20 protein-coding genes, 3 tRNA genes and 1 riboswitch are annotated in these 22,754 nt (G+C 67.6%); of the genes, 15 read left to right on the top strand and 8 right to left on the bottom strand.

Features of this window, described 5'->3' with window-relative positions; genetic code table 11:
- Positions 1 to 520: 520 nt before the first annotated feature.
- Positions 521 to 2,956: an ATP-dependent helicase gene (locus ATO3_RS21470; protein WP_088651964.1), complete on the bottom strand. Its 2,436-nt coding sequence runs from the start codon at positions 2,954 to 2,956 to the stop codon at positions 521 to 523.
- Between the two features lie 188 nt (positions 2,957 to 3,144).
- Here ATO3_RS21470 and ATO3_RS21475 point away from each other — a divergent pair, with 188 nt between their 5' ends.
- From ATO3_RS21475 to ATO3_RS21495, 6 genes are all read left to right on the top strand, one after another.
- The gene (locus tag ATO3_RS21475; protein ID WP_088651965.1) at positions 3,145 to 4,320 is read left to right on the top strand and encodes an alpha-hydroxy acid oxidase; all 1,176 of its coding nucleotides are present in this window, start codon (positions 3,145 to 3,147) and stop codon (positions 4,318 to 4,320) included.
- Positions 4,321 to 4,414: 94 nt separating this feature from the next.
- A complete protein-coding gene (locus tag ATO3_RS21480) occupies positions 4,415 to 7,855 on the top strand; it encodes a pyruvate carboxylase (RefSeq protein ID WP_088651966.1) in 3,441 nt (1,146 codons plus the stop codon).
- A 273-nt stretch (positions 7,856 to 8,128) separates the two neighbouring features.
- On the top strand, positions 8,129 to 8,773 hold the full coding sequence (locus ATO3_RS21485; protein ID WP_088651967.1) for an SH3 domain-containing protein: 645 nt from the start codon (positions 8,129 to 8,131) through the stop codon (positions 8,771 to 8,773).
- A gap of 258 nt (positions 8,774 to 9,031) precedes the next feature.
- Complete coding sequence (locus ATO3_RS28875; protein WP_158218035.1) at positions 9,032 to 9,187, top strand: hypothetical protein; 156 nt, start codon at positions 9,032 to 9,034, stop codon at positions 9,185 to 9,187.
- A 175-nt stretch (positions 9,188 to 9,362) separates the two neighbouring features.
- Positions 9,363 to 9,437 (top strand) — tRNA-Gly (locus tag ATO3_RS21490).
- 336 nt (positions 9,438 to 9,773) lie between these two features.
- Positions 9,774 to 9,848: transfer RNA gene (locus ATO3_RS21495), tRNA-Gly, on the top strand.
- 341 nt (positions 9,849 to 10,189) lie between these two features.
- On the opposite strand, the gene ATO3_RS21500 is transcribed toward ATO3_RS21495, so the two are convergent.
- Positions 10,190 to 10,429, bottom strand: coding sequence for an Lrp/AsnC family transcriptional regulator (locus tag ATO3_RS21500; protein ID WP_088651968.1), 240 nt, complete (start codon positions 10,427 to 10,429; stop codon positions 10,190 to 10,192).
- Positions 10,430 to 10,609: 180 nt separating this feature from the next.
- On the opposite strand from ATO3_RS21500, the gene hisB reads away from it, so the two are divergent.
- Positions 10,610 to 11,197, top strand: a complete 588-nt coding sequence (gene hisB / locus ATO3_RS21505; RefSeq protein ID WP_088651969.1) for an imidazoleglycerol-phosphate dehydratase HisB — start codon at positions 10,610 to 10,612, stop codon at positions 11,195 to 11,197.
- A gap of 155 nt (positions 11,198 to 11,352) precedes the next feature.
- Positions 11,353 to 11,991: an imidazole glycerol phosphate synthase subunit HisH gene (gene hisH / locus ATO3_RS21510; RefSeq protein WP_088651970.1), complete on the top strand. Its 639-nt coding sequence runs from the start codon at positions 11,353 to 11,355 to the stop codon at positions 11,989 to 11,991.
- Between the two features lie 140 nt (positions 11,992 to 12,131).
- Here hisH and ATO3_RS21515 read toward each other — a convergent pair whose 3' ends face one another.
- Complete coding sequence (locus tag ATO3_RS21515) at positions 12,132 to 12,542, bottom strand: DUF2147 domain-containing protein (protein ID WP_088651971.1); 411 nt, start codon at positions 12,540 to 12,542, stop codon at positions 12,132 to 12,134.
- 179 nt (positions 12,543 to 12,721) lie between these two features.
- On the opposite strand from ATO3_RS21515, the gene hisA reads away from it, so the two are divergent.
- The 4 genes from hisA (at position 12,722) to ATO3_RS21535 (ending at position 14,999) form a co-directional block, all read left to right on the top strand.
- Complete coding sequence (hisA, locus tag ATO3_RS21520; RefSeq protein ID WP_088651972.1) at positions 12,722 to 13,444, top strand: 1-(5-phosphoribosyl)-5-[(5-phosphoribosylamino)methylideneamino]imidazole-4-carboxamide isomerase; 723 nt, start codon at positions 12,722 to 12,724, stop codon at positions 13,442 to 13,444.
- A gap of 6 nt (positions 13,445 to 13,450) precedes the next feature.
- Positions 13,451 to 13,762 (top strand): hypothetical protein, encoded by a 312-nt coding sequence (locus ATO3_RS21525; protein ID WP_088651973.1) that lies wholly within the window; start codon positions 13,451 to 13,453, stop codon positions 13,760 to 13,762.
- A 158-nt stretch (positions 13,763 to 13,920) separates the two neighbouring features.
- Positions 13,921 to 14,682 carry an imidazole glycerol phosphate synthase subunit HisF gene (hisF, locus tag ATO3_RS21530; RefSeq protein WP_088651974.1) on the top strand — a complete coding sequence of 254 codons (762 nt, stop codon included), beginning with the start codon at positions 13,921 to 13,923 and terminating at the stop codon, positions 14,680 to 14,682.
- A gap of 8 nt (positions 14,683 to 14,690) precedes the next feature.
- Positions 14,691 to 14,999, top strand: a complete 309-nt coding sequence (locus tag ATO3_RS21535) for a phosphoribosyl-ATP diphosphatase (RefSeq protein ID WP_088651975.1) — start codon at positions 14,691 to 14,693, stop codon at positions 14,997 to 14,999.
- A gap of 154 nt (positions 15,000 to 15,153) precedes the next feature.
- On the opposite strand, the gene ATO3_RS21540 is transcribed toward ATO3_RS21535, so the two are convergent.
- The 3 genes from ATO3_RS21540 to rlmB all read right to left on the bottom strand — a co-directional run bounded on the left by ATO3_RS21540 (position 15,154) and on the right by rlmB (position 17,370).
- Positions 15,154 to 15,624: a CoA-binding protein gene (locus ATO3_RS21540; protein ID WP_088651976.1), complete on the bottom strand. Its 471-nt coding sequence runs from the start codon at positions 15,622 to 15,624 to the stop codon at positions 15,154 to 15,156.
- 301 nt (positions 15,625 to 15,925) lie between these two features.
- A complete protein-coding gene (locus ATO3_RS21545) occupies positions 15,926 to 16,411 on the bottom strand; it encodes a YHS domain-containing (seleno)protein (RefSeq protein WP_088651977.1) in 486 nt (161 codons plus the stop codon).
- A gap of 170 nt (positions 16,412 to 16,581) precedes the next feature.
- Entirely contained in the window at positions 16,582 to 17,370 is a 789-nt protein-coding gene (rlmB, locus tag ATO3_RS21550) for a 23S rRNA (guanosine(2251)-2'-O)-methyltransferase RlmB (RefSeq protein WP_088651978.1), read from the bottom strand.
- A 110-nt stretch (positions 17,371 to 17,480) separates the two neighbouring features.
- Here rlmB and ATO3_RS28880 point away from each other — a divergent pair.
- Positions 17,481 to 17,564, top strand: a tRNA-Tyr gene (locus tag ATO3_RS28880).
- A gap of 296 nt (positions 17,565 to 17,860) precedes the next feature.
- On the opposite strand, the gene ATO3_RS21555 is transcribed toward ATO3_RS28880, so the two are convergent.
- Positions 17,861 to 19,018 carry an MFS transporter gene (locus ATO3_RS21555; protein ID WP_088651979.1) on the bottom strand — a complete coding sequence of 386 codons (1,158 nt, stop codon included), beginning with the start codon at positions 19,016 to 19,018 and terminating at the stop codon, positions 17,861 to 17,863.
- Positions 19,019 to 19,402: 384 nt separating this feature from the next.
- Here ATO3_RS21555 and ATO3_RS21560 point away from each other — a divergent pair, with 384 nt between their 5' ends.
- Both ATO3_RS21560 and ATO3_RS21565 read left to right on the top strand, forming a co-directional pair.
- Positions 19,403 to 20,467, top strand: coding sequence for a dipeptidase (locus ATO3_RS21560; protein ID WP_088651980.1), 1,065 nt, complete (start codon positions 19,403 to 19,405; stop codon positions 20,465 to 20,467).
- Between the two features lie 124 nt (positions 20,468 to 20,591).
- A complete protein-coding gene (locus ATO3_RS21565; protein WP_088651981.1) occupies positions 20,592 to 21,614 on the top strand; it encodes a hypothetical protein in 1,023 nt (340 codons plus the stop codon).
- Positions 21,615 to 21,742: 128 nt separating this feature from the next.
- Here ATO3_RS21565 and bluB read toward each other — a convergent pair whose 3' ends face one another.
- Positions 21,743 to 22,420: a 5,6-dimethylbenzimidazole synthase gene (bluB, locus tag ATO3_RS21570; protein WP_233152251.1), complete on the bottom strand. Its 678-nt coding sequence runs from the start codon at positions 22,418 to 22,420 to the stop codon at positions 21,743 to 21,745.
- A 45-nt stretch (positions 22,421 to 22,465) separates the two neighbouring features.
- Positions 22,466 to 22,645, bottom strand: a riboswitch (cobalamin riboswitch).
- Positions 22,646 to 22,754: the final 109 nt, after the last annotated feature.

Consider the following 22,754-nt stretch of genomic DNA (forward strand, 5'->3'; position numbering starts at 1 on the left):
CCCTGGTGCCGCCGCGACCCCATACCGGCCCTGATAGCCGGAACAAGACGCACCGGGGCCTCCTCCTCCCTCGCTTCGGTGTTTCGGCGGTCGGTGCCACTCCTCCTCCCAGGTGCCACCGCCACCCCATACCGGCCTCGGGCCGGGTTCGGATGTACCAGCCGCTTCCTCCTCCCTCGCGGCCTGGTACTGTAGCAAGCGGCGGCGCCCCTCCTCCTCCCGGGCGCCGCCGTTTCGCTTTTCCGAGGGTCGGTGACAGCGGCCAGAGGCTCTTCCCCAGCACCGCGACGGCGTCGGCGCATAGCGAGACGCCGCACGGCGAGCCGTCGACCGTAGCGATCAAATCAGATGTCGGCGGACCTGCGGGCGCTGCAGGACACTCACGTCACCAGCAGCGGTCGCGCGAACACGGGGACGCGGAAAACCGGGGCCTTCACTGCCCCGGCACCAAGCGTTGCGCCTGCGCCTTGCCCCCTGCGGATCAGGTTGGGCCGCTCAGCGCGCCCCCCGGGCGTTGATCCTAGAACGGAATATCGTCGCTGGCCGAGACAAAGCGGGCGACGACCTTCTTCACCCCGGCCTTCTCGAAGTCGATCTCAAGCTTGTCGCCCTCGATCCCCACGATCGCGCCATAGCCGAACTTCTGGTGGAACACCCGCTCGCCCATGGTGAAGCTCGACACCGCGTCGAGGTCGATCACCGTGTTGCGCGTTTCCTTCGGCTGCGACATGCCGCGCTGGCCGGCCCGCGCTTGCAGACGCTTCCAGCCGGGAGAATTGTAGACATTGGCCCCGGCCGCCTTCGCCTCGAGCCCTTCGCTGGGGCCCGGCGCCGCACCCGAGGCCGCGCCGAATCCACCGCCGTAAAGCCCCGGCGGCGTCAGCACGTCCACATGGGACGCGGGCAGTTCGTCGACGAATCGCGAGGGCAGCGCCGATTGCCACTGGCCAAAGACCCGGCGATTGGCCGCGAAGGAGATCGTGCAGACCTCCTCGGCCCGGGTGATGCCGACATAGGCCAGCCGGCGTTCCTCTTCGAGCCCCTTCAGCCCGCTTTCATCCATCGACCGCTGCGACGGGAAGAGGCCATCTTCCCAGCCCGGCAGGAAGACGGCGGGAAATTCCAGCCCCTTCGCCGCATGCAGCGTCATGATCGAGATCTTCTGCTCGGCGTCGTCGCTTTCATTGTCCATGATCAGCGCGACATGTTCCAGGAAGCCCTGAAGGTTCTCGAAGGATTCCAGCGCCTTGACCAGTTCCTTGAGGTTTTCCAGCCGCCCCGGCGCCTCGGGCGTCTTATCGTTCTGCCACATCTCCGTGTAGCCGGATTCGTCCAGGATCATCTCGGCCAGTTCGATATGCGAGACCCGCGGGCCGCCGCGCGGCACCTCCGCGCCGTCGTCGATCACCGCGTCCTCGTCGTCGCCGGCCGCGCGGATCGGGCCGCGCATCATCTCGTGCCAGCGGCCCAGGCTTTCGACCAGGTGGCGCAGCTGGTTGCCGCCCTTGCCCTTGATCAGACCGGATTCCACGGCGATCGCCGCGCCTTCGACAAGGCTTACGCCATTCGATCGCGCGGTCATCTGGATCGTCTGCTGTGCCTTGTCGCCAAGGCCGCGCTTGGGCGTGTTGACGATGCGCTCGAACGCCAGGTCGTCGTCCGGGGACACGACCAGCCGGAAATAGGCCATGGCATCGCGGATCTCCATCCGCTCGTAGAATCGCGGGCCGCCGATCACGCGGTAGGGCAGACCAATGGTCAGGAAGCGATCCTCGAAGGCGCGCATCTGGTGCGAGGCCCGGACGAGGATCGCCATCTCGTCAAGGCCGAAGGGCCGCATGCCCCGCGTGCCGCGCTGCATGGATTCGACCTCTTCGCCGATCCAGCGCGCCTCTTCCTCGCCGTCCCAATGGCCGATCAGGCGGACCTTCTCGCCCTCCTGCGCCTCGGTCCAGAGCGTCTTGCCCAGCCGCCCCTCATTTGCGTCGATCACACCGGAGGCGGCGGCAAGGATATGCGGGGTCGAGCGGTAGTTCTGTTCCAGCCGCACCACATGGGCGCCGGGAAAGTCCTTTTCGAACCGCAGGATATTGCCCACCTCGGCGCCGCGCCAGCCATAGATCGACTGGTCGTCGTCGCCCACGCAGCAGATGTTGCGATGGCCCGAGGCCAGCAGGCGCAGCCACAGGTACTGCGCCACGTTGGTATCCTGGTATTCGTCGACAAGGATGTAGCGAAACCAGCGCTGGTATTGCTGAAGCACGTCGGGATGATCCTGGAAGATCGTCACCATGTGCAGCAGCAGATCGCCGAAATCCACGGCGTTCAGCTCGCGCAGACGTTCCTGGTACTGGGCGTAAAGCCCGACGCCCTTGTGATTGTAGGCGCCCGCATCGGCGGCGGGCACCTTGCCCGGGGTCAGCGCCCGGTTCTTCCAGCCGTCGATGATATTGGCCAGCTGCCGCGCCGGCCAGCGCTTGTCGTCGATGCCGGCGGCGCTCACCAATTGCTTGAGCAGGCGCAGCTGGTCGTCCGTGTCCAGAATGGTGAAATTCGATTTCAGCCCGGCCAGTTCTGCGTGCCGGCGCAGCAGCTTCACGCAGATCGAATGGAAGGTGCCCAGCCACGGCACCCCCTCAATCGCCTGCCCCAGCATCCCGCCGACACGGTTCTTCATCTCGCGCGCGGCCTTGTTGGTGAAGGTCACGGCGAGGATCTCGTTCGGGCGGGCCGATCCGGTGGTCAGCAGATGCACGATCCGTGCGGTCAGCGCCTTGGTCTTGCCGGTCCCGGCACCGGCCAGCATCAGGACCGGGCCGTTCAGCGTTTCCACCGCCTCGCGCTGCGCCGGGTTCAGACCGTCAAGATAGGGCATCGGCCGCGCGGCCATGGCACGGGCGGACAGCGAGGCCTGCTCGAACGCCTCCGTGTCGTCGAAATCATCGAAACTGCTCATGCCCCGATCCTAGCGCGGATCACAGGGGCGCGAAAGCCTTGTTCGCCCTTCGTTCACAGCGAAAAGTGCAGCCCGATCGCAAGGACGCTGGCGTTTCTCCTGAAACGGACGGGTGGAGGAATTCGAATATCCGGCCCCGGGCGCGCCCTCTCTGGACAAGACGCGCGACAAGGCGCATTTCTCCTGTCGTGAGCCTGCACCAGACCCATCCTGCCCTCAGCGACCTGCGCGACGCCGCCCGGCGGCGTCTGCCGAAGTTCGTCTGGGAATACCTCGATTCCGCGACCGGCACCGAGGCGACCAAGCATCGCAACCGCGCGGCGCTGGACCGAATCGGGCTCATGCCCTCGATCCTGCATGGCCCCTTCACGCCGGACCTGACCGCGCCGTTGCTGGGCCATGACTTCCCCCTGCCCGTGGGCATTGCGCCCGTGGGCATGTCGGGCCTGATCTGGGAGCGGGCCGAGATCCACCTGGCCCGCGCCGCCGCCAGGGCCGGCATCCCCTATTCGCTGTCCACCGTTGCCACCCGCTCGCCCGAGGATGTGGCCCCGCATCTTGGCGATCATGGCTGGTTCCAGCTGTACCCGCCCAAGGACGAGGGCATCCGCCTCGACATGCTGGCGCGGGCGCGGGATGCGGGCTTCACCGGCCTCGTGCTGACAGTCGATGTCCCCGTCGCCTCGCGCCGCGAGCGGCAGACGCGGTCCGGCCTGACCAGCCCGCCGAAACTGACGCCTAGGCTGCTGGCGCAGGTGCTGGGCAAACCGGCCTGGGCCTGGGCGATGCGGAACGAGCGCGACGTCCACATGCGCACGCTCGACAAATATTCCGACCTGCAGGCCAGCCTGCCGCCGACAGAGCATATCGGCTACCTGCTGCGCACCTCGCCCGACTGGGACTACCTGCGCTGGCTGCGCGACCACTGGAAGGGGCACCTGATCGTCAAGGGCGTGCTGCGCGCCGAGGACGCCGCGCCGCTTGAGGCCGCGGGCGTCGACGCGATCTGGATCTCGAACCATGCCGGCCGGCAATTCGATGCTGCACCTGCAACGATTGATGTCCTGCCCGCCATCCGCGCCGCGACCGGCCTTCCGATCCTCTTCGACAGCGGCATCGAAAGCGGGCTCGACATCCTGCGCGCCATGGCGCTTGGCGCCGATTTTGTCATGCTGGGCAGAGGCTTCCACTATGCTCTTGCCGCGCTGGGGCCGGAAGGGCCGGCGCATCTGATCGATATTCTGGCCAAGGACCTTGCCGCGAACATGGGCCAGCTGGGCGCGACGACCTTGCGAGCGCTACCGCCCGCCTTTTCGCTGGACGCTGCGTCGGAAATCGGCTCATTCTGCACCGCAGAACGGTGAGGGGTGGCACCGGGGGGGCCGGCGTCGCGTGCGAAATGCCGGTCTTTCCGCATCGCCCGACTTGCCGTGTGACGAAGCAAGGACGAGGCCGATCATGACCGAATTCCGCAAGATCCTGGTGGCGAACCGGGGCGAAATCGCAATCCGCGTGATGCGCGCAGCCAACGAGATGGGCAAACGCACCGTCGCCGTCTTCGCCGAAGAGGACAAGCTCTCGCTGCACCGGTTCAAGGCGGACGAGGCCTATCGCATCGGCGAAGGCCTGGGCCCCGTGCAGGCTTACCTGTCCATCGACGAGATCATGCGCGTCGCCAAGCAATGCGGCGCCGATGCGATCCACCCGGGCTACGGCCTGCTGTCGGAAAACCCCGAACTGGTGGACGCCTGCGAAAAGAACGGCATCACCTTCATCGGTCCCAAGGCCGAAACCATGCGCGCGCTCGGCGACAAGGCCAGCGCGCGGCGCGTGGCGATCGAGGCCGGCGTGCCCGTCATCCCCGCAACGGAAGTGCTGGGCGACGACATGGACGCCATCGCCAAGGAGGCCGAGGAGATCGGCTATCCCCTGATGCTGAAAGCCTCCTGGGGCGGTGGCGGACGCGGCATGCGCCCGATCCAGAAGCCCGAAGAGCTGAAGGAGAAGGTGCTGGAAGGCCGGCGCGAGGCCGAGGCCGCCTTTGGCAACGGCGAGGGCTATCTTGAAAAGATGATCCTGCGCGCGCGGCATGTCGAGGTCCAGATCCTCGGCGACAAACACGGGCACATGTATCACCTCTATGAGCGCGACTGCTCGGTCCAGCGGCGCAACCAGAAGGTCGTCGAACGCGCCCCGGCCCCCTACCTGACGGAGGCGCAGCGCGAAGAGATCTGCGAGCTCGGCTACAAGATCTGCAAGCACGTCAATTACGAATGCGCCGGCACGGTCGAGTTCCTGATGGACATGGATTCGGGCAATTTCTACTTCATCGAGGTCAACCCGCGGGTGCAGGTGGAACACACAGTCACCGAGGAAGTCACCGGCATCGACATCGTCCGCGCGCAGATCCTGATCGCGGAAGGCAAGACCATCGCCGAGGCCACCGGCAAGGAGACCCAGGCCGATGTCACGCTGAACGGCCACGCGATCCAGGCCCGGATCACGACGGAAGATCCGCAGAACAACTTCATCCCCGATTACGGCCGCATCACCGCCTATCGCGGCGCGACCGGCATGGGCATCCGGCTGGACGGCGGCACCGCCTATTCCGGGGCGGTCATCACCCGCTACTACGACTCGCTGCTGGAAAAGGTCACTGCCTGGGCGCCCACGCCCGAGATGGCGATCGCCCGGATGGACCGCGCGCTGCGCGAATTCCGGATCCGGGGCGTCAGCACCAATATCGCCTTCGTCGAGAACCTGCTGAAGCACCCGACCTTCCTGAGCAACGAGTACACGACGAAGTTCATCGACACGACCGACGAGCTTTTCGACTTTGCCCAGCGGCGCGACCGCGCCACGCGGATCCTGACCTACATCGCCGACATCACCGTGAACGGTCACCCCGATGTCGCCGGCCAGCCGCGCCCGCCGGCCTCTCTGAAACTGCCGGTGCCGCCGAAGCCCGGGCATGACGCCCCGGCCCCGGGGACCAAGCAGCTGCTGGACGAAAAGGGACCGCAGGCCGTCGCCGACTGGATGTCCGTGCAGAAACAGCTGCTGATCACCGACACCACCATGCGCGACGCGCCGCAATCCCTGCTGGCGACGCGGATGCGCTCGCTCGACATGATCAAGATCGCGCCGAATTACGCGCGTGACCTGCCGCAGCTGTTCTCGGTCGAATGCTGGGGCGGCGCCACCTTCGACGTGGCCTATCGCTTCCTGCAGGAATGCCCCTGGCAGCGCCTGCGCGACCTGCGCGCGGCCATGCCCAACGTGATGACCCAGATGCTGCTGCGCGGGTCGAACGGCGTCGGCTACACCAACTACCCCGACAACGTGGTGCAAAGCTTCGTCAAGGAAGCCGCGAACCAGGGCATCGACGTCTTCCGCGTTTTCGATCCGCTGAACTGGGTCGAGAACATGCGCGTGTCGATGGATGCGGTGCTGGACAGCGGCAAGGTGCTGGAAGGCGCGATCTGCTACACCGGCGACATCCACGATCCCGACCGGGCGAAGTACAACCTGAAGTACTACGTCGACATGGCGAAGGAGCTGAAGGCCGCCGGCGTCCACATTCTTGGCCTGAAGGACATGGGCGGGCTGGTGAAACCGCGCGCCGCGACCGTGCTGGTCAAGGCGCTGAAGGAAGAGGTCGGCTTGCCGATCCACTTCCACACCCATGACACCGCCGGCATCGCCTGCGCCTCGATCCTTGCCGCCGCCGAAGCCGGGGTCGATGCGGTCGACGGCGCGATGGACGCGCTTTCGGGCAACACCTCGCAGGCGACGCTGGGCACGCTGGTCGAGGCGCTCAAGCATTCGGAACGGGACACCGGCCTCGACATCGGCGCGATCCGCCAGATCTCCAACTACTGGGAAACCGTGCGCAACCACTACGCGGCGTTTGAATCGGGCATGCAGTCGCCCTCGTCCGAGGTCTACCTGCACGAAATGCCCGGCGGCCAGTTCACCAACCTCAAGGCGCAGGCGCGCTCCATGGGGCTGGACGACAAGTGGCACGAAGTCGCCAAGACCTATGCAGACGTCAACCAGCTTTTCGGCGACGTGATCAAGGTGACGCCCATCGCCAAGACCGTGGGCGACCTGGCCCTGATGCTGGTCAGCCAGGGCATGACGACCGAGGACCTGCTGAAGCCGGAGACGGAATTCTCCTTCCCCGACAGCGTCATCACCCTGATGAAGGGCCATGTCGGCCAGGCGCCCGGCGGCTTCCCGCCCGCCATCGTCAAGAAGGTCCTGAAGGACGAGGAGCCGATCACCGAACGGCCCGGATCGCTCCTGCCGCCCGCCGACATGGAGGCCGAGCGCAAGAAGCTGGAGGAGAAATACGAGGTCGAGATCGAGGACGACGACCTGAACGGCTACATGATGTATCCCAAGGTCTTCACCGATTACGTGGAGCGTCACGCGATCTACGGCCCCGTGCGCACCCTGCCCACACGCACCTTCTTCTACGGCATGGAGCCGGGCGAGGAGATCACCGCCGAGATCGATCCGGGCAAGACGCTGGAAATCCTGTTCCAGACGATCTCCGAGACCGACGACAAGGGCGACGTGCGCGTGTTCTTCGAGCTGAACGGCCAGCCGCGGGTGATCCGCGTGCCCAACCGCAAGGTCGCCGGCACCTCCGCCGTGCGGCCCAAGGCGGATCCGACCAATCCCGATCACGTGGCCGCGCCGATGCCCGGCGTGGTGGCCTCGGTCGCGGTGCAGGCGGGCGCCAAGGTGAAGGCGGGAGAGATGCTGCTGACCATCGAGGCGATGAAGATGGAAACCGGCCTGCATGCCGAGCGCGACGCGACGGTGAAGGCCGTCCACGTCCAGCCCGGCACGCAGATCGACGCCAAGGACCTGCTGATCGAATTCGGCTGATCCCGATCACGGGTGGCCCGGCGCTGCATGCCGGACCACCCGGACCTTCTTCCCATACCGACACGGCAGCCCCCGGATGTGGCCGTCACGTCATCCGCCGCTTGCTGGCGGCGACCTCCGACCTGTCGCATCCTCGGGCGAGACGCGCCGCGGCACGTCATCGCCAACGGCTCTCCTGCATCAGCCCCTCCGAATGCCCCGAAAATGCCTCAGATCGGTTGATTTGCCGCCTTGGGCCACCGTCAGTCTCCGCCCCAAAGAGGAGACTGCCTGATGCGATTCATTCTCGGAGCTCTGACCGGTATCGTCTTTCTCATGGCCGGTGCCGTCGTCTACACGGCGCTGAACCCGCTGCCGCCTGCCCGGACCTCTGCGCCAGAGGCCACGGCGCAAACCGCTGCGACCGGCAGTGTTGATGCACCAGTCCCGTCCGGCACGCTCTCCGGCGCGATGCCCGAAGCGGCCGCCATCCCCGTCACCGATGCCGAGGTCAGCCGCGACCGGCCCGAGGCGCCACAGGCCGCCCCCGATCCGCGCGACGGTCCCGTGCTGGCCCGCCCCGCAGCGGCCGAGCCCCTCGACCTCGCCGGCTTCGACACCGACATCAGCGCGGCGCCGCCCGTGCTGCGCCCGGTCGCCTGGCTTGCCCCGATCGCGCAGGAGGCGCCCGAGCCGCCCGCCATCGACACCGCGCCGCCCGCGGCTGTCGATCTGCTCTATGTCACCGGCAACCGCGTCAACATGCGCGCGGGCCCCGGTTCGCGCCACGACTGGCTGGCCACGCTGTCGCGCGGCGACGGGGTGGCGGTGATCGAGAAACAGGGCCGCTGGTACAAGGTCCAGGCCGACGTCGAGGGCAAGCCCGTCACCGGATGGATGGCCGCAAGCTTCCTGTCCGACGACCGCGTCGAGACCTGATCATAAGGCCTGCCCAAGCCTGACTGAAGGGTGTGATCACAGCGCCCGTCGCGGCGCGCGCTCGGCCGCCGCAATCCATGACGCGCTGTCCGTCAGCCACCCAGATGGCGCTGACCCTGCTGATGATCGCCGGGGCCGCCATCGGCCTGCTGCTGCACTCTGTCCTGTGATCTGACGGATTTTCGCGATTTCGTGCGCCGGAAAACCGCAGCACGCGCGTTAAACTGCAAAACGAACAAACCAAAGGGAGCTTCGAGCATGCGAACTCTGGACAAGGTGAAGGTCGGCCTGCTGGTTCTGGCCATCGGCGTGACCCTCCTCGGCCAGCACCTGGGCGACGCCACGCCCTACTGGAGCGAGGACGAGAAGGCCGGCGAGAGCGGTGTCCATCCGGTGCTGATGCGCGCGGCCTGAACCGGCCCCGCCGGCACCGCCCCGGCCCGTCCGGCCGGACGCCGCCCCGCGCCCAGGGCGTGGCGCAGGCCCGCCGTCCCGCCCCGGCGGCCGCCGCAAAGTTTTTTGCAGATCGGGGTCATTTTGCTCTTGCAGCCGGGCGGCACTCTTTATACTTCCGCCCTACCCAATGGATGCGGGCGTAGCTCAGGGGTAGAGCATTACCTTGCCAAGGTAAGGGTCGTGAGTTCGAATCTCATCGCCCGCTCCAATTAATCACGGAAAAGCTGACAGTCGATCGTGCCGGACTTCCGGCAAAGATGCGCTGTCGCCAGGTCTCCACCTCTCCTCCAGTAGAAATCCGTCCCGCGCCTCAACGCCGGTGCATTGAACACGTCGACCTCCGCGACAGCACATCGCGACCGGCCTCGGCACAGGCCCCCCGGATTCGCCGAAGTGCCCGCAGCGGACACAGGCCCGACCGGCCCGTCATCCGACGGCAAATCTCCGCCATACGGACCGGCCCGGCCAGCTTCGGCACATATCCGTGCATTTTCCGCTTGCGCCCGGCGCCCGAACTCAATACGTCACCCCCTACCCAATGGACGCGGGCGTAGCTCAGGGGTAGAGCATTACCTTGCCAAGGTAAGGGTCGTGAGTTCGAATCTCATCGCCCGCTCCAATATCACCGGTCACCGATGGACCGGTGGGGTACAGATCCGGCACAGCCGTCCCCTCCCCTCCCCTCACAGACGTTTCGAATTAGCGTGTCAGGCGAATTAGCATGTCAGGCGAAGCACTACGTGTGGCCGCTTTGGCTTGGCCGGTTGTTGCGGGATGTCAGCGCAGGCGCCTCCCGTCAGGGACCGCCATTCCCCGATTGTCCGGATGCCTAAGGCCGCAACGGTGCAAGCCTCCTGCCAGGTGACACGATGCGCTCCGGGCCCCACGGGCCAGACCCGCCGAAAGCCCGGCGCAAGACAACAGCACCACGCCTGTGATCCGCCCCGCAGCCCCCGACGCTCAGAACGCCTTGAACGTCATCGTCGTCACCGAACGCTCGATATCCGGGATCGTCAGCAGGTGCTCGTTGATGAACTTGCCCACGTCCTCGCCCGACGGGATGTAGAGCTTCATCAACAGGTCGTATTCGCCGGACGTCGAATACAGCTCCGAGTGGATTTCGCGCAGGGCGATGTCCTCGGCGACCTTGTAGGTCGTGCCGGGCTTGCAGCGGATCTGGATGAAGACGCAAATGGTCATGCGGGCGCTCCCCTCTGGTTGCGGCGAAGCTCTCACGCGGCGCGCGGCGTTGCAATCCCCTGCCCCCGCGCTGTAAACCGGATCCGCAGCCCCCTTCGCGACCCCGGGGGCCGCGCCACCGTGACAGCCGCGCGGCCCCGACGCCTTGCGCTGCGACCTTCGCCTGCCAAGGAGCCACCCATGCGCCGCGCCCAGATCACCCGCAAGACGGCCGAAACGGACATCACCGTGACGGTCAACCTCGACGGCACCGGGTCTTATGACAACCGGACCGGGGTCGGCTTTTTCGACCACATGCTGGACCAGCTGGCGCGGCACGCGCTGATCGACATGCACGTGAAGGCGGTGGGCGACCTACATATCGACGATCACCACACGGTGGAGGATGTCGGCATCGCGCTTGGCCAGGCCCTGTCCCAGGCCGTGGGCGACAAGAAGGGCATCACGCGATACGGCGCCTGCCTGCTGCCGATGGACGATGCGCTGGTCCGCTGCGCGCTGGATCTGTCGGGGCGGCCCTATCTGGTGTGGAACGTCGACATGCCCTCGGCCAAGATCGGCACTTTCGACACCGAGCTGGTGCGCGAATTCTTCCAGGCCTTCGCCACCCATGGCGGGATCACCCTGCACGTCGACCGGCTGCACGGGCTGAACGCGCATCACATCGCCGAGGCCGCATTCAAGGCGGTCGCCCGCGCCCTGCGCGACGCGCTGGAAACCGATCCCCGCAAGGCCGACGCGATCCCCTCGACCAAGGGCACGCTTTAGGGCGCCAGGCGCGTGACGGCGGCGCACCGCGCGTCCGCGCCCCGGGGGGCACAGCCCCGATCCCGCCCGTATTGCCCCCGCATTGACCCCGTCTTGACCCCGCCGGATTTTCGCGCCACCCGTCTGCCCAGGACCCAGCCGAAGGAACCCGCCCCGTGCTTACCGCCATCGTCGATTACGAAGCCGGCAACCTGCATTCCGCCGAGAAGGCCTTTCAGCGCATGGCGTCCGAGACCGGCGCCGGCGAGGTCATCGTCACCGACAAGGCCGAGGTGGTGGCGAAAGCCGACCGCATCGTCCTGCCCGGCGACGGCGCCTTCCCCGCCTGCATGGAAGAACTGAAGGGCCACAAGGGCATCTTCGACGCCATGGTCGAGGCGGTCACCGTCAAGGGCCGGCCTTTCCTGGGCATCTGCGTCGGCATGCAGCTGATGGCCACCCGCGGGCTGGAATACCGGGAAACCGCAGGCCTGGACTGGATCGCGGGCGAGGTCGACCGGATCCGCCCCGAAGACCCGTCGCTGAAGGTCCCGCACATGGGCTGGAACGATCTGCGGATCCGCTCTGCCCACCCGGTGTTCGAGGGCATCGGCTCGGGCGATCACGCCTATTTCGTGCATTCCTACCAGGTCCGCACCAGCGATCCGGCGGACACCCTGGCCGATGTGGACTATGGCGGCCCCGTCACCGCCATCATCGGTCGCGACACGATGATCGGCACCCAGTTCCACCCGGAGAAAAGCCACGCCACCGGCCTGCGCCTTATCGCCAACTTCCTGACCTGGACGCCCTGAAGCGCCCCGCGCATCCGCGCAAGTCCCCTATCCGGGCCCGCATCCGCGCCCCCGGCTCGGTCTCCGCGCGTGGCGTGACACCGGGCGATCGGCCCCGGAGGCGGGTCAATCCGCCGGGTCCCAGCAGGCAGGCAGCCCGCTCAGTCCACCCGCGTCCAATCCTGCCCCCGGCACAGCAGCCCACCGGCGACACAGCCCTTGACGGTCAGCGTCTCGCCCTTCAACTCCATTTTCGACAGGTAGGTCTTGCCGGTGTCCGGCGCCCAGATCTGGCCGCCGCCGTAGCGGTTGCCGCCCTCTGCCCGCATGTCCCAGATCAGCTGCCGGCCCAGATGGGGATAGGTTTTCGATTCCCGCCCGCCCGGCTCGTAGGCCGCCGAGATACTGCCGCAAAAGGCATCCCCGCAGGGCGCGATGCTGACATGGGCATAACCGCCGTCCTCACCCTCTCCGGTCTTCCAGGTGCCTTCGACGGGATCGGCCGCCAGCAGGCCGGGGGCCAGGATCCAGGACAGCGCAAGCAGCGCCTTGGCAAGAGTGCGACTCCGCATCGGTTGATCTCCCTTTTCGCACGCAGCTTCGCCTCGGCTCCGGCGCGGTTCAAGCCCGGCCCGCATCCCCGCCGGCCTCCGGCAGCCCCCCGCGCAGACCCGCCTGCCCCTGACGCCGCGTTGCGCAGCCGCGCGACCCGTGCCATACGGCCCGCGACATTCCCAGCCGGACGACACAGATGATCCTCTACCCCGCCATCGACCTAAAGGACGGCAAGGCCGTGCGACTTCTGCGCGGCGACATGGAGAAGGCCACGGTCTTCAACGACGATCCCGCCGCCCAGGCCCGCGCCTTCGTCGAGGCCGGCTGCCAGTGGCTGCACCTCGTCGATCTCAACGGCGCCTTCGAAGGCACGCCGGTCAATGCGGCCCCGGTCGAGGCGATCCTCGCCACCTGCGACGTGCCCGCACAGCTGGGCGGCGGCATCCGCGACATGGCCACGATCGAGACCTGGCTGTCCAAGGGCCTCGCCCGCGTGATCTTGGGCACCGTCGCCGTGGAAAACCCCGACCTCGTCCGCGAAGCCGCCCGCACCTTCCCCGGCAAGATCGCCGTGGGCATCGACGCCCGCGACGGCCTGGTCGCCACCCGTGGCTGGGCCGAGGAGACGGACGTGAACGCCACCGACCTCGCCCGCAGCTTCGAGGACGCCGGTGTGGCCGCGATCATCTACACCGACATCAACCGCGACGGCGCCATGCAGGGCCCCAACATCGAGGCCACGGCCGCGCTCGCCCGTGCGGTCTCGATCCCGGTGATCGCCTCGGGCGGCGTGTCCTCGCTGGCCGATCTCGAAGCCCTGCGCGATTGCGGCGCCGGGCTGAACGGCGCGATCTCGGGCCGCGCGCTCTACGACGGCGCACTGGACCTGGCCGAGGCTCTGGCCGCGCTGAAGGGCTGAGCCCCCTTGTGGCGCCGGATCCTCTACGCGGCCCTCGTCCTTGGCACGCTGATCTGCTTCGCCCCGGTGGGCGCGGTGATCTGGTCGTCGTGGTTCGCGAACCGCCACGGCTGCACCCTGCACGAAGGCTACGTAAATCCCTGCGTGGTGAACGGCACGGATTACGGCGAGACGCTCTATTCCGCCTTCGTCTCCGGCTGGTTCATGCTGCTGACCCTGCCCGTGGGCCTGATCCTGCTGGGCGTGCTGATCGCCTTGGCCCTGCTTGACTGGCTCAACCGCCGCAAACGGCACCGCACCACAACGCCCCCAAGCTGACCTGCTCCCCCCGGGATTGCGGCCCTCGTTCTTCTTGGCCCAAATACCTCCGGGGGGTCGCCATTGATGCGCCATTGGTTCAAGCACAATGGCGACGGGCAACGCCCCCACCGGACTGCCCCACTTGCCCAGCCCCAACCAACCTCTATAAGACCGATATGCTCAAAACCCGCGTGATCCCCTGTCTCGATGTCGCCGACGGCCGCGTGGTCAAGGGCGTCAACTTCGTCGACCTCATAGATGCCGGCGACCCGGTGGAAAGCGCCCGCGCCTACGACGCCGCCGGCGCGGACGAGATCTGCTTTCTCGACATCCATGCCACCCATGAAAACCGCGGGACCATGTACGACGTGGTCACCCGCACGGCCGAGCAATGTTACATCCCGCTCACGGTCGGCGGCGGCGTCCGCACCCGCGAGGACGTGCGCGCCCTGCTGCTGGCCGGCGCCGACAAGGTCAGCTTCAACTCCGCCGCCGTCGCCAACCCCGATGTGGTGGCCGAGGCGGCAGACATCTTCGGCAGCCAGTGCATCGTCGTGGCCATCGACGCCAAGACGGTGGAGCCGGGGCGGTGGGAGATCTTTACCCATGGCGGCCGCAAGTCCACCGGGATCGACGCGGTGGAATTCGCGCTTACCGTAGCCGAGAAGGGCGCCGGAGAGATCCTTCTGACCTCGATGGACCGCGACGGCACCAAGGCCGGCTTCAACCTGCCGCTGACCCGCACCATCGCCGATGCCGTGAATATCCCGGTGATCGCCTCCGGTGGCGTCGGCACGCTCGATCACCTGGTCGAGGGCGTGACCGAAGGCCATGCCAGCGCCGTGCTCGCCGCCTCGATCTTCCATTTCGGCACCTATTCCATCGGCGAGGCCAAGGCCCACATGGCCGCCGCCGGCATCCCGGTGAGGCCGGTATGACCTCGCACATGAGCACGCTCGACAGCCTCTTCGCCACGATCGAATCCCGCCGCGGCGCCGATCCCGACAGCAGCTGGACCGCCAAGCTCTTCGCGAAGGGCCCCGAGAAATGCGCCGAGAAGTTCGGCGAGGAAGCCGTCGAGGCGATCATCGAGGCCGTGAAGGGCGACCGCGAGAAGCTGACCTCCGAGGCCGCCGACGTGCTCTATCACCTGCTGGTCATGCTGGCCGCCCGCGACGTGCCGCTGTCGGACGTGCTGGACGAACTCGCGCGGCGTCAGGGCCTGAGCGGGATCGAGGAAAAGGCGCGGCGCTGACGCGGCAGCGCTTTTTTGCAAGGGCCGGCTCTGGCGAAGACCCCGGCTGTCACGCGCGCCGTGTACAGCGCGGACCTCTGTGCTCCGCAAAACCTCTGAGCCCGACAAGACCTATGTGCCCGGCCCGATTTTCTTCGCCGAAGAAAATCCCGCCTCACAGCTTCGACGAAATCACCCCGGTGGCAAAGCCCGCCTTGCGCAGCTCGCCGAAGAGCCTCTGATGCTCGATCTTCGGACAGCGGTTCTGCACCACGTCGATCCCCTTTGCCCCGGCCATCTCGGCGGCCTCGGCATTCTCCACCCCGATCTGCATCCAGACCGTCCGAAGCTTCGGGAACACCTCCAGAGCCTCGGTCACGATACCGGGGACCGCGTCGGAGCGGCGGAAGATGTCGACCATGTCGACCTCGGGCCCCGCCTCGTCCAGCGATCCGACGCAGTCTTCGCCGAACAGCCGCTCTCCGGCCGCCTTGGGGTTCACCCCGATCACCCGGAAGCCCTTCATCGACAGGTAGCGCGCCACGAAATAGCTGGGCCGCAGCGGGTCGGGTGACAGGCCCACCATGGCGATCACCCTGGTGCCCGCCAGGATCCGCCTCAGGTCCGAATCGGTGTTTGTGCTCATGTCCGGATCCTATGCGTGGCGCCGCGCCGTCTCAACGTCCGGCTGCAAGCGCCTTGTCCCGTCCCTGGCCGTCCGGCGCGGACGGCCCACAAAAAAACGCCCGGGCCGAAGCCAGGGCGCAGTGTCGGAACGAGGGACAGTGAAGTGGAGCACGGAGGTTCCGATCCGTGTCCTGTCAGATACATAAGAGATTTATTTTGCCCATGAAGCCCCACTCTCGCCCATGTGATCACAACCGTGATCGTACGAGATTGCGCAGGCAGCTTTCCGCGCAGGAAAGGGATAAGGCCTATCGCGCCGCTCAGGACCTCTCGGTTAGCAGGATCGCCGGCCAGTTCACATCGGCCTTGGCGATATGGCTCACCATGTCCTTGCGCCAGCGTTCATGCGCCTCGACATCCTGCGTCAGGTAGAGCCGCCCGTTCACCAGGTGCCACACCCGGGGCGAGCCGGGCACCAGTATGCCCTGCGACATCGCATAGGCACAATAGGCCCCGTAGCGCGGGGCCAGCGCCCAGGGGTTCAGCTCGAACATGTCGCGGTGCTTGGGCGTGGCAAAGCGCCAGATCGCGCCTTTCCACATCACAGAGATATCGCGCCGCCCGCGCCGCGGCCCCTGGGTCGAGAAGTAGCTGACCGGGTCATAGCCGTCGATCGCCAGCCCCTCGATCGTGCAGAACATCGCACGTCCCGCCTGGGCCGGCGTGCCGACCACGGACAGGCTCGTGGCAAGGCCCGCGGTCATTCCCGCGGCAAGGCCCGAAACAAGGAACTGGCGGCGGTTCATCTGGCAATCGGCTCCGGTATGGTCGCGTCGGTCGGCGCGGTTCACGAAAAGCCCGAAGATCGGGCCTGCGCTTTAAACTGGCCGACCTTCAGCCCTGCGCCAAGACCGGCAACGCAGATGTGAGCAGTGTTGCAGTCCCGCTCACGCAGCCGTGCTCTGCAACCGGGCGCTCAGCCTCCGCCTCCCCCCGCCCGGGTCGCGTATAGCGCGATCGCCGCGGCATTGGACACGTTGAGCGAGCCGAATCCGCCCGCCGGGTCGATCCGCACCAGCTGGTCGACGACCTCCTTCGTGCGCGCCCGCAGGCCCGGGCCCTCGGCCCCAAGCACCAGCGCCACGGGGCGATGCCTCTGCCCGTCCAGCGCCGCCTCCAGCGTCACCTCGCCCTCGCCGTCCAGCCCCAGCGTCAGGTAGCCCATCCGCTTCAGCTCTTCGATCGCATCGGCCAGGTTGCGCACCCGCAGGTAGGGCTGGCGTTCCAGCGCGCCGCTGGCGGTCTTGGCCAGCGCGCCGGTCTCGGGCGCCGCATGGTGGCGCGGGGCGATCACCGCGCTGGCGCCCAGCACCTCGGCCGAGCGCAGGATGGCGCCCACGTTGTGCGGATCGGTCACCCGGTCCAGCAGCAGCACGCGCGGCGCGGCGCTGTCGCCGATGCACACCTCCTCCAAGCTGCCCCAGTCCAGCGGCTTGACCTCCAGCGCCGCGCCCTGGTGGACAGAGCCGGGATCGATCGGCGCGGAGAACTTCCGCGCATCGGCCAGCTCCGGCTCCATCCCCGACGCGGCGATGGCATCGGCCAGCTTTGCCTCGGCGTTCTGCGTCACGATCAGCCGCAGCTTCTCGCGCCTGGGGTTCACCAGCGCATCCCGCACCGCGTGCAGGCCAAAGAGCCACACGGTCTCGGACCTCGCGGCACGTTTCGCCTGTTCCTTTTCCACGACCCATTTGGGCTTTTTCATATCTCGCCTCGCTGATGCACCGGGCGGTCGCAAGAAGCCGGATTTTCCGGTTGACGCCCCTGAGACGCGCTTGTAATCACGCCTCCACACCGGGCGCAACGCCCGGGGATGGGCGACAGGCCGCAAGGTGTGGCAGGGGACTGTAACTCCCTCGCGGAGACGCACGCCTGGTTCGATTCCAGGGTCGCCCACCATCCCTCTCTTTCCTGGTTATGGTGCACCGGCACCCGGACGGCACGCAAGCGCCGCGGACCGGCAGGACGCTCAAGGGCTGCGGGACAGGGCCGACAACCACCGATTTCCGAAAAATCCCAATCAGACCGAGCGACTCCGGGCACATCTTCATGTGTCGCATGAAGTCGCCGGGATCACCGCACCGACCAGAGCGTATCACGTCACGGCCATCCCAATCCGGGCGCCGGCCGCCCGGGATCTGGCCGAAGAAGCTTGCGGGTCACCCGGGCCTCTCCGCCCGGGACCCACTTCGCTTTCAGGCCGTAACCTTTTCGCCCGTCCGCCGCCCCAGAACCGGCGCCAGCACGGACACCGTCAGCGCAAAGATCCCCAGCAGCACGAATCCCAGCCGCAGCGAGGCCAGCTCGGCGATCTGCCCGATCACCGGCGGGCCCAGCAGCAGCGCGCCGTAACCCAGCGTCGCGACCGAGGCGATACCCTGCCCCGGCGGCACATGCGGATCCGCCGCGGCCCGGCTGAACGCCAGCGGCACCAGCGCGGCATAGCCCGCGCCCATCAGCGCAAAGCCCGCCAGCGCGGCGCCAAGCTCCATCGGGACCGTCACCAGCGCGATCCCCGACGCCGCCACCAGCCCGCTGACCCGCGCCACCGCCCCCGGGCCGTAGCGGTTGACCACCCGGTCGCCCAGCAGCCGTACGATCACCATCGTCACCGAAAAGACCACGTAGCCCAGCGTCGCCTGGGCATCGTTCGTGCCAAGCGTGTCGCGCAGGTAGACCGCGCTCCAGTCCGCCACCGCACCCTCGCCCAGGCCTGCCGCCAGCGCGATCACCCCCACAAGGACCAGCGGCCCGCGCGGCAGGGCAAAGACCGGGTCCGAGGCCGCGCCGGGCCGGATCCGCGACTGCCAGGGCAGCGCCAGGAACGGCGCCAGCAGCACTGCGCCCAGCACCGACGCACCGGCGAAATGCCAGCCCGGCGCCAGATCGACGCTGGTCGCCGCATAGCCCAGCGCCGCGCCCGCCCCGGCGCCCACGCTCCACATCGCGTGGAACGAGGACATCACCGGCCGGCCCATGTGGGATTCGGCCTCGGTCGCCCAGGAATTCATGGTCACGTCCATCGCCCCGTGACACATGCCGAAGACGAAGAGCGCCGCACCCAGGGCCACGGTCCCCGGCGCCAGCCCTACCAGCAGCAGCGTCGCCAGGTAGGCACCCGCCAGGCCACGCGTCACCGGCGCCGCGCCAAGCCGGTCCGACATCTTGCCCGCGACGGGAAACGAGATCAGCGCCCCCATTCCCATCAGCAGCAGCTGCAGCCCCAGCGTGCCCTCGCTCAGGTCGTGTTTCTCCATGATCGCCGGGACCCGGGACGCCCAGCTGCCCAGAAGCAGCCCGTTGAGCGCGAAGGCCGCCGCCACGGCGCGCCAGGGCGTGTTGATGCGCTGCATGTTCCGTCTCCTGAACAGGGGCCCCGGATCCTGCCGGCCGCGGGCGGTCGCGAACGACCGTCAGGCCGGTGTGGCCTGCAGAGGCACAGGACAGGCCCGAGGGGGCACTGGGTGTTGGGCAGGCCCCGGGGGCCGCGCTTTCGCCTATCCCAGTGACGCGGGGGATTCAAAGCCTTGTTGCCGCGCCCCGCGCGCCCCGGGCCGCGCCGGAATGCGCGGCGCCGGCCATCGCGCCCAAAGCGGCAGCGCTTGCCCGCGCGGGCCCCGAAACCTGTCCAAACCGGTGAACCGATCCGCGCTTGCCCATTCAGCCGCCGGCCTGCGGGTGCTAGACATCGGCATCCGGCCTCTTCCGGGCCGCTCTTTATTCGCGAAAGTTTCATCATGACGTCACCCCTGCCCTATTTCGACGGACACAACGATTTCCTTCTGCGCCTCATGACCTCCAGCGAACCGCGCGAGACGCTGTGGCTGGGGGACAGCGGTTCGGGTCACCTGGATCTGAACCGCATGAAACAGGCCGGGTTCAAGGGCGGGTTCTTCGCCATGTTCGTCCCGCCGATCCAGACCGGCGCGCCGGTGGATTTCATGGCGCTGATGCAGCATCCGCCCTACGATCTGCCCCTGCCGCCCCTGATGACCCATGGCCAGGCCCAGGGCACGGCGCTGACCATGGCCGGGCTGATGCAATGGATGGAACGCAGCGCGCCCGACGATTTCGCCCTGTGCCGGACGCCCGCACAGATCCGCGCGGCACTCGACAGCGACCGCATCGTCGGCATCCTGCACATGGAAGGCGCCGAGGCGATCGGCCCCAATCTCGACGCGGTCTACCTGTTCCACGACATGGGCTTGCGCTCGATCGGGCCGGTCTGGAGCCGGCCGACCATCTTCGGCCACGGTGTGCCGATGCGCTATCCGGGCGATCCCGACGTGGGCCCGGGGCTGAGCGAAAAGGGCAAGGATCTGGTGCGGCTCTGCGACGAACTGGGGATCATGATCGACCTGTCGCACCTGAACGCCGCCGGCGTGGACGACGTGGCGCGGATCTCGACCAAACCCCTGGTGGCGACCCATTCCAACGTTCACGCGATCTGCGCCTCGGCCCGCAACCTGACCGACCGGCAGCTGGGCCAGATCCGCGATTCGGGCGGCATGGTGGGGCTGAATTTCGCCACCTTCTTTTTGGCCGAGGACGGGGTGTCCGACGTGAACATGGGGTTCGACCCGATGCTGCGCCACATCGACTACCTGCTGGAAAAGCTGGGCGAGGATCACGTGGGCCTCGGCTCGGATTTCGACGGCGCGGTGATCCCGGCGGCGGTGGGGGACGTGACCGGCGTGCCTTCGCTGCTGCAGGCGATGTCCGATCACGGCTACGGCCCCGAGCTGGTCGCCAAGGTCGCCTGCGACAACTGGCTCGCCCTGCTGGACCGGACCCTGGCCTGAACGCCAAAGCCGGCAGGCCCTGCGCGCGGCGGGCCGGATCCCCGCCCGCGCACCGTCGGATTTGACCCTGTCCCCCGCGACTTATAAAGCTCAGACGACAGGAGCAGCGAATTTGGCAATCCCCATGGCGCCCGGCCAATCCCCAATCTCCAGCGACACCACGCCCGCCGCCTTCAACATTGTCGTCATCGGCCAGTCCGGCCGCCTCTCGTACGAGGCCGCGCTTTTCGCCGCCTCGCTGCGCGCCATGTCGCCCGGCCACAATGGGCGGCTTTTCATCGCGACGCCGCAACCGGGCGAGCGCTGGCCCAACGATCCATCGATCCCCGATCCCGACCTGCTGGACCTCTACACCCGCCTCGGGGCCGAGATCCTGCCCTTCGAAAGTCGCCATTTCGGCGCCGATTACCCCTATGGCAACAAGATCGAGGCGCTGTTGTCCCTGCCCGAGGGCGAGCCCTTCGTCTTCTTCGACACCGACACGCTGGTGACCGGCGACCTCGCCTCGGTCCCCTTCGACTTCGACCGCCCCACCGCCTCGATGCGGCGCGAGGGCACCTGGCCGAAGATCGAGCTTTACGGTCCGGGCTACGAGGCCACCTGGCGCGCGCTCTACGACCGCTTCGGGCTGGAGTTCGAGACCAGCCAGGATCCCGCCTGGCCGCGCGAATACTGGAAGCGGTATCTCTATTTCAATGCCGGCTATTTCTTCTACCGCTGCCCCCGGATCTTCGGTCAGCGCTTCCTCGACTATGCCCTGTCGATCCGCGATGACCCGCCCGAGGCGCTGGTCTGCCAGCCGCTAGATCCCTGGCTCGACCAGGTCGCGCTGCCGCTGGTGATCCATTCGCTGGGCGGCGGGCGCGACACCCTGCCCGCCGGGCTTCTGGATGGCACGGTCACCTGCCACTACCGGCTGTTCCCGCTGCTCTACGCCCGCGAAAGCGACCGCGTGGTCGAGGTGCTGGAAGACGTCTGCGCGCCCAACTGGATCAAGAAGGTGCTCAAGGGCTATGAGCCGATGAAGCGCATGATCTACCAGGGCCGCGGCGCCAAGGTGCGCGCGCTGTTCGACCAAGAGTCCCTGCCGCGCAAGGAACAGGCGATCCGCAACCGGATCAAGGCGAACGGCTTCTGGATGCGCTAAGGCGCGGCCCTCCGCCCGCCTGCCGGCTCGGGCGGACCGGGAGGCTCGCTTGCGCTGCTGCGGGCGGCGCGGGGCCCACGCTCTTGCCGCGTCACGCTCTCGCTGCCGCTCCGGACCAGGCCGGCCGTTCAGGTCCAGCTCTCCTCCATCACCACGCTGTCCAGCTCGGCGACATCGGCCCAGCGGCGCACGGCCAGCTCCGGCCTGTCGAACAGCATATCCACATGGCCGACACACAGATAGGCCACCGGCGTCACGTGACCCGGCAGGCCCAGGATCCGCTTCAGGTCGCTTTCGTGAAAGATGCTGACCCATCCGATCCCGATCCCCTCGGCGCGGGCGGCCAGCCACAGGTTCTGCACCGCGCAGACCGTGGAATAGATGTCCATATCCGGGTTGTGGGTGCGCCCCAGCACGACATCGCCGCCCCGCGTCCGGTCGCAGGTCACGCAGATGTTCAGGGGCGCCGTGGCGATGCCTTCCAGCTTCAGCGCCGCGTAGTCGCCGCGCCGGTCCTCGGGGAACATCGCGCGGGCCTCGTCATTGGCGCGCAGAAAGGCCTGCCGGATCTCGGCCCGCCGCGCCGGATCGCGGATCAGGATGAAATTCCACGGCTGCGACAGCCCGACCGACGGCGCCGCATGGGCCGCGCGCAGGATCCGGTCAAGCACATCCGGATCCACCGGATCCGGCAGGAATTCGTTGCGCACGTCGCGCCGGTGAAAGATCACGTCGTAAAGCGCCTGGCGCTCGGTCTCATTGAACACGCGCGCGGGCTGCGGCGCACAGATGGAGGGATCGGGCACGGGCGGCCTCCTTGGGTCGAACATTGCCGCGCTGCCGACCAGGCAGGGCCGCGATGCCGTCAAGGCCGGTCTTCTGGCTCGAGATCATCCGAGGATTGGCGCCTTCCCGGACGGATCCAGTGGCTCGTGCCAATTCGTCACTCTCACAGCGGCGGGCCCGCGCCGGATTTGCACCGGCTTCCCGATTATCCCTTCGAAAAGGGCACCTGACAGGGGCAAGAGTGGCGAACCGCGCCTGCGATTGCAAGGATCACCTCGCCCTCGCGTCCCTCTGGCCGGCGGCGCGCCGCAGCCGCGACAGGTCCGGCCGCCCGCCACACCGGCCCGCCCTGCC

This window comes from Marinibacterium profundimaris, assembly GCF_002210095.1.
GTDB classification, from domain to species: Bacteria; Pseudomonadota; Alphaproteobacteria; order Rhodobacterales; family Rhodobacteraceae; genus Marinibacterium; species Marinibacterium profundimaris.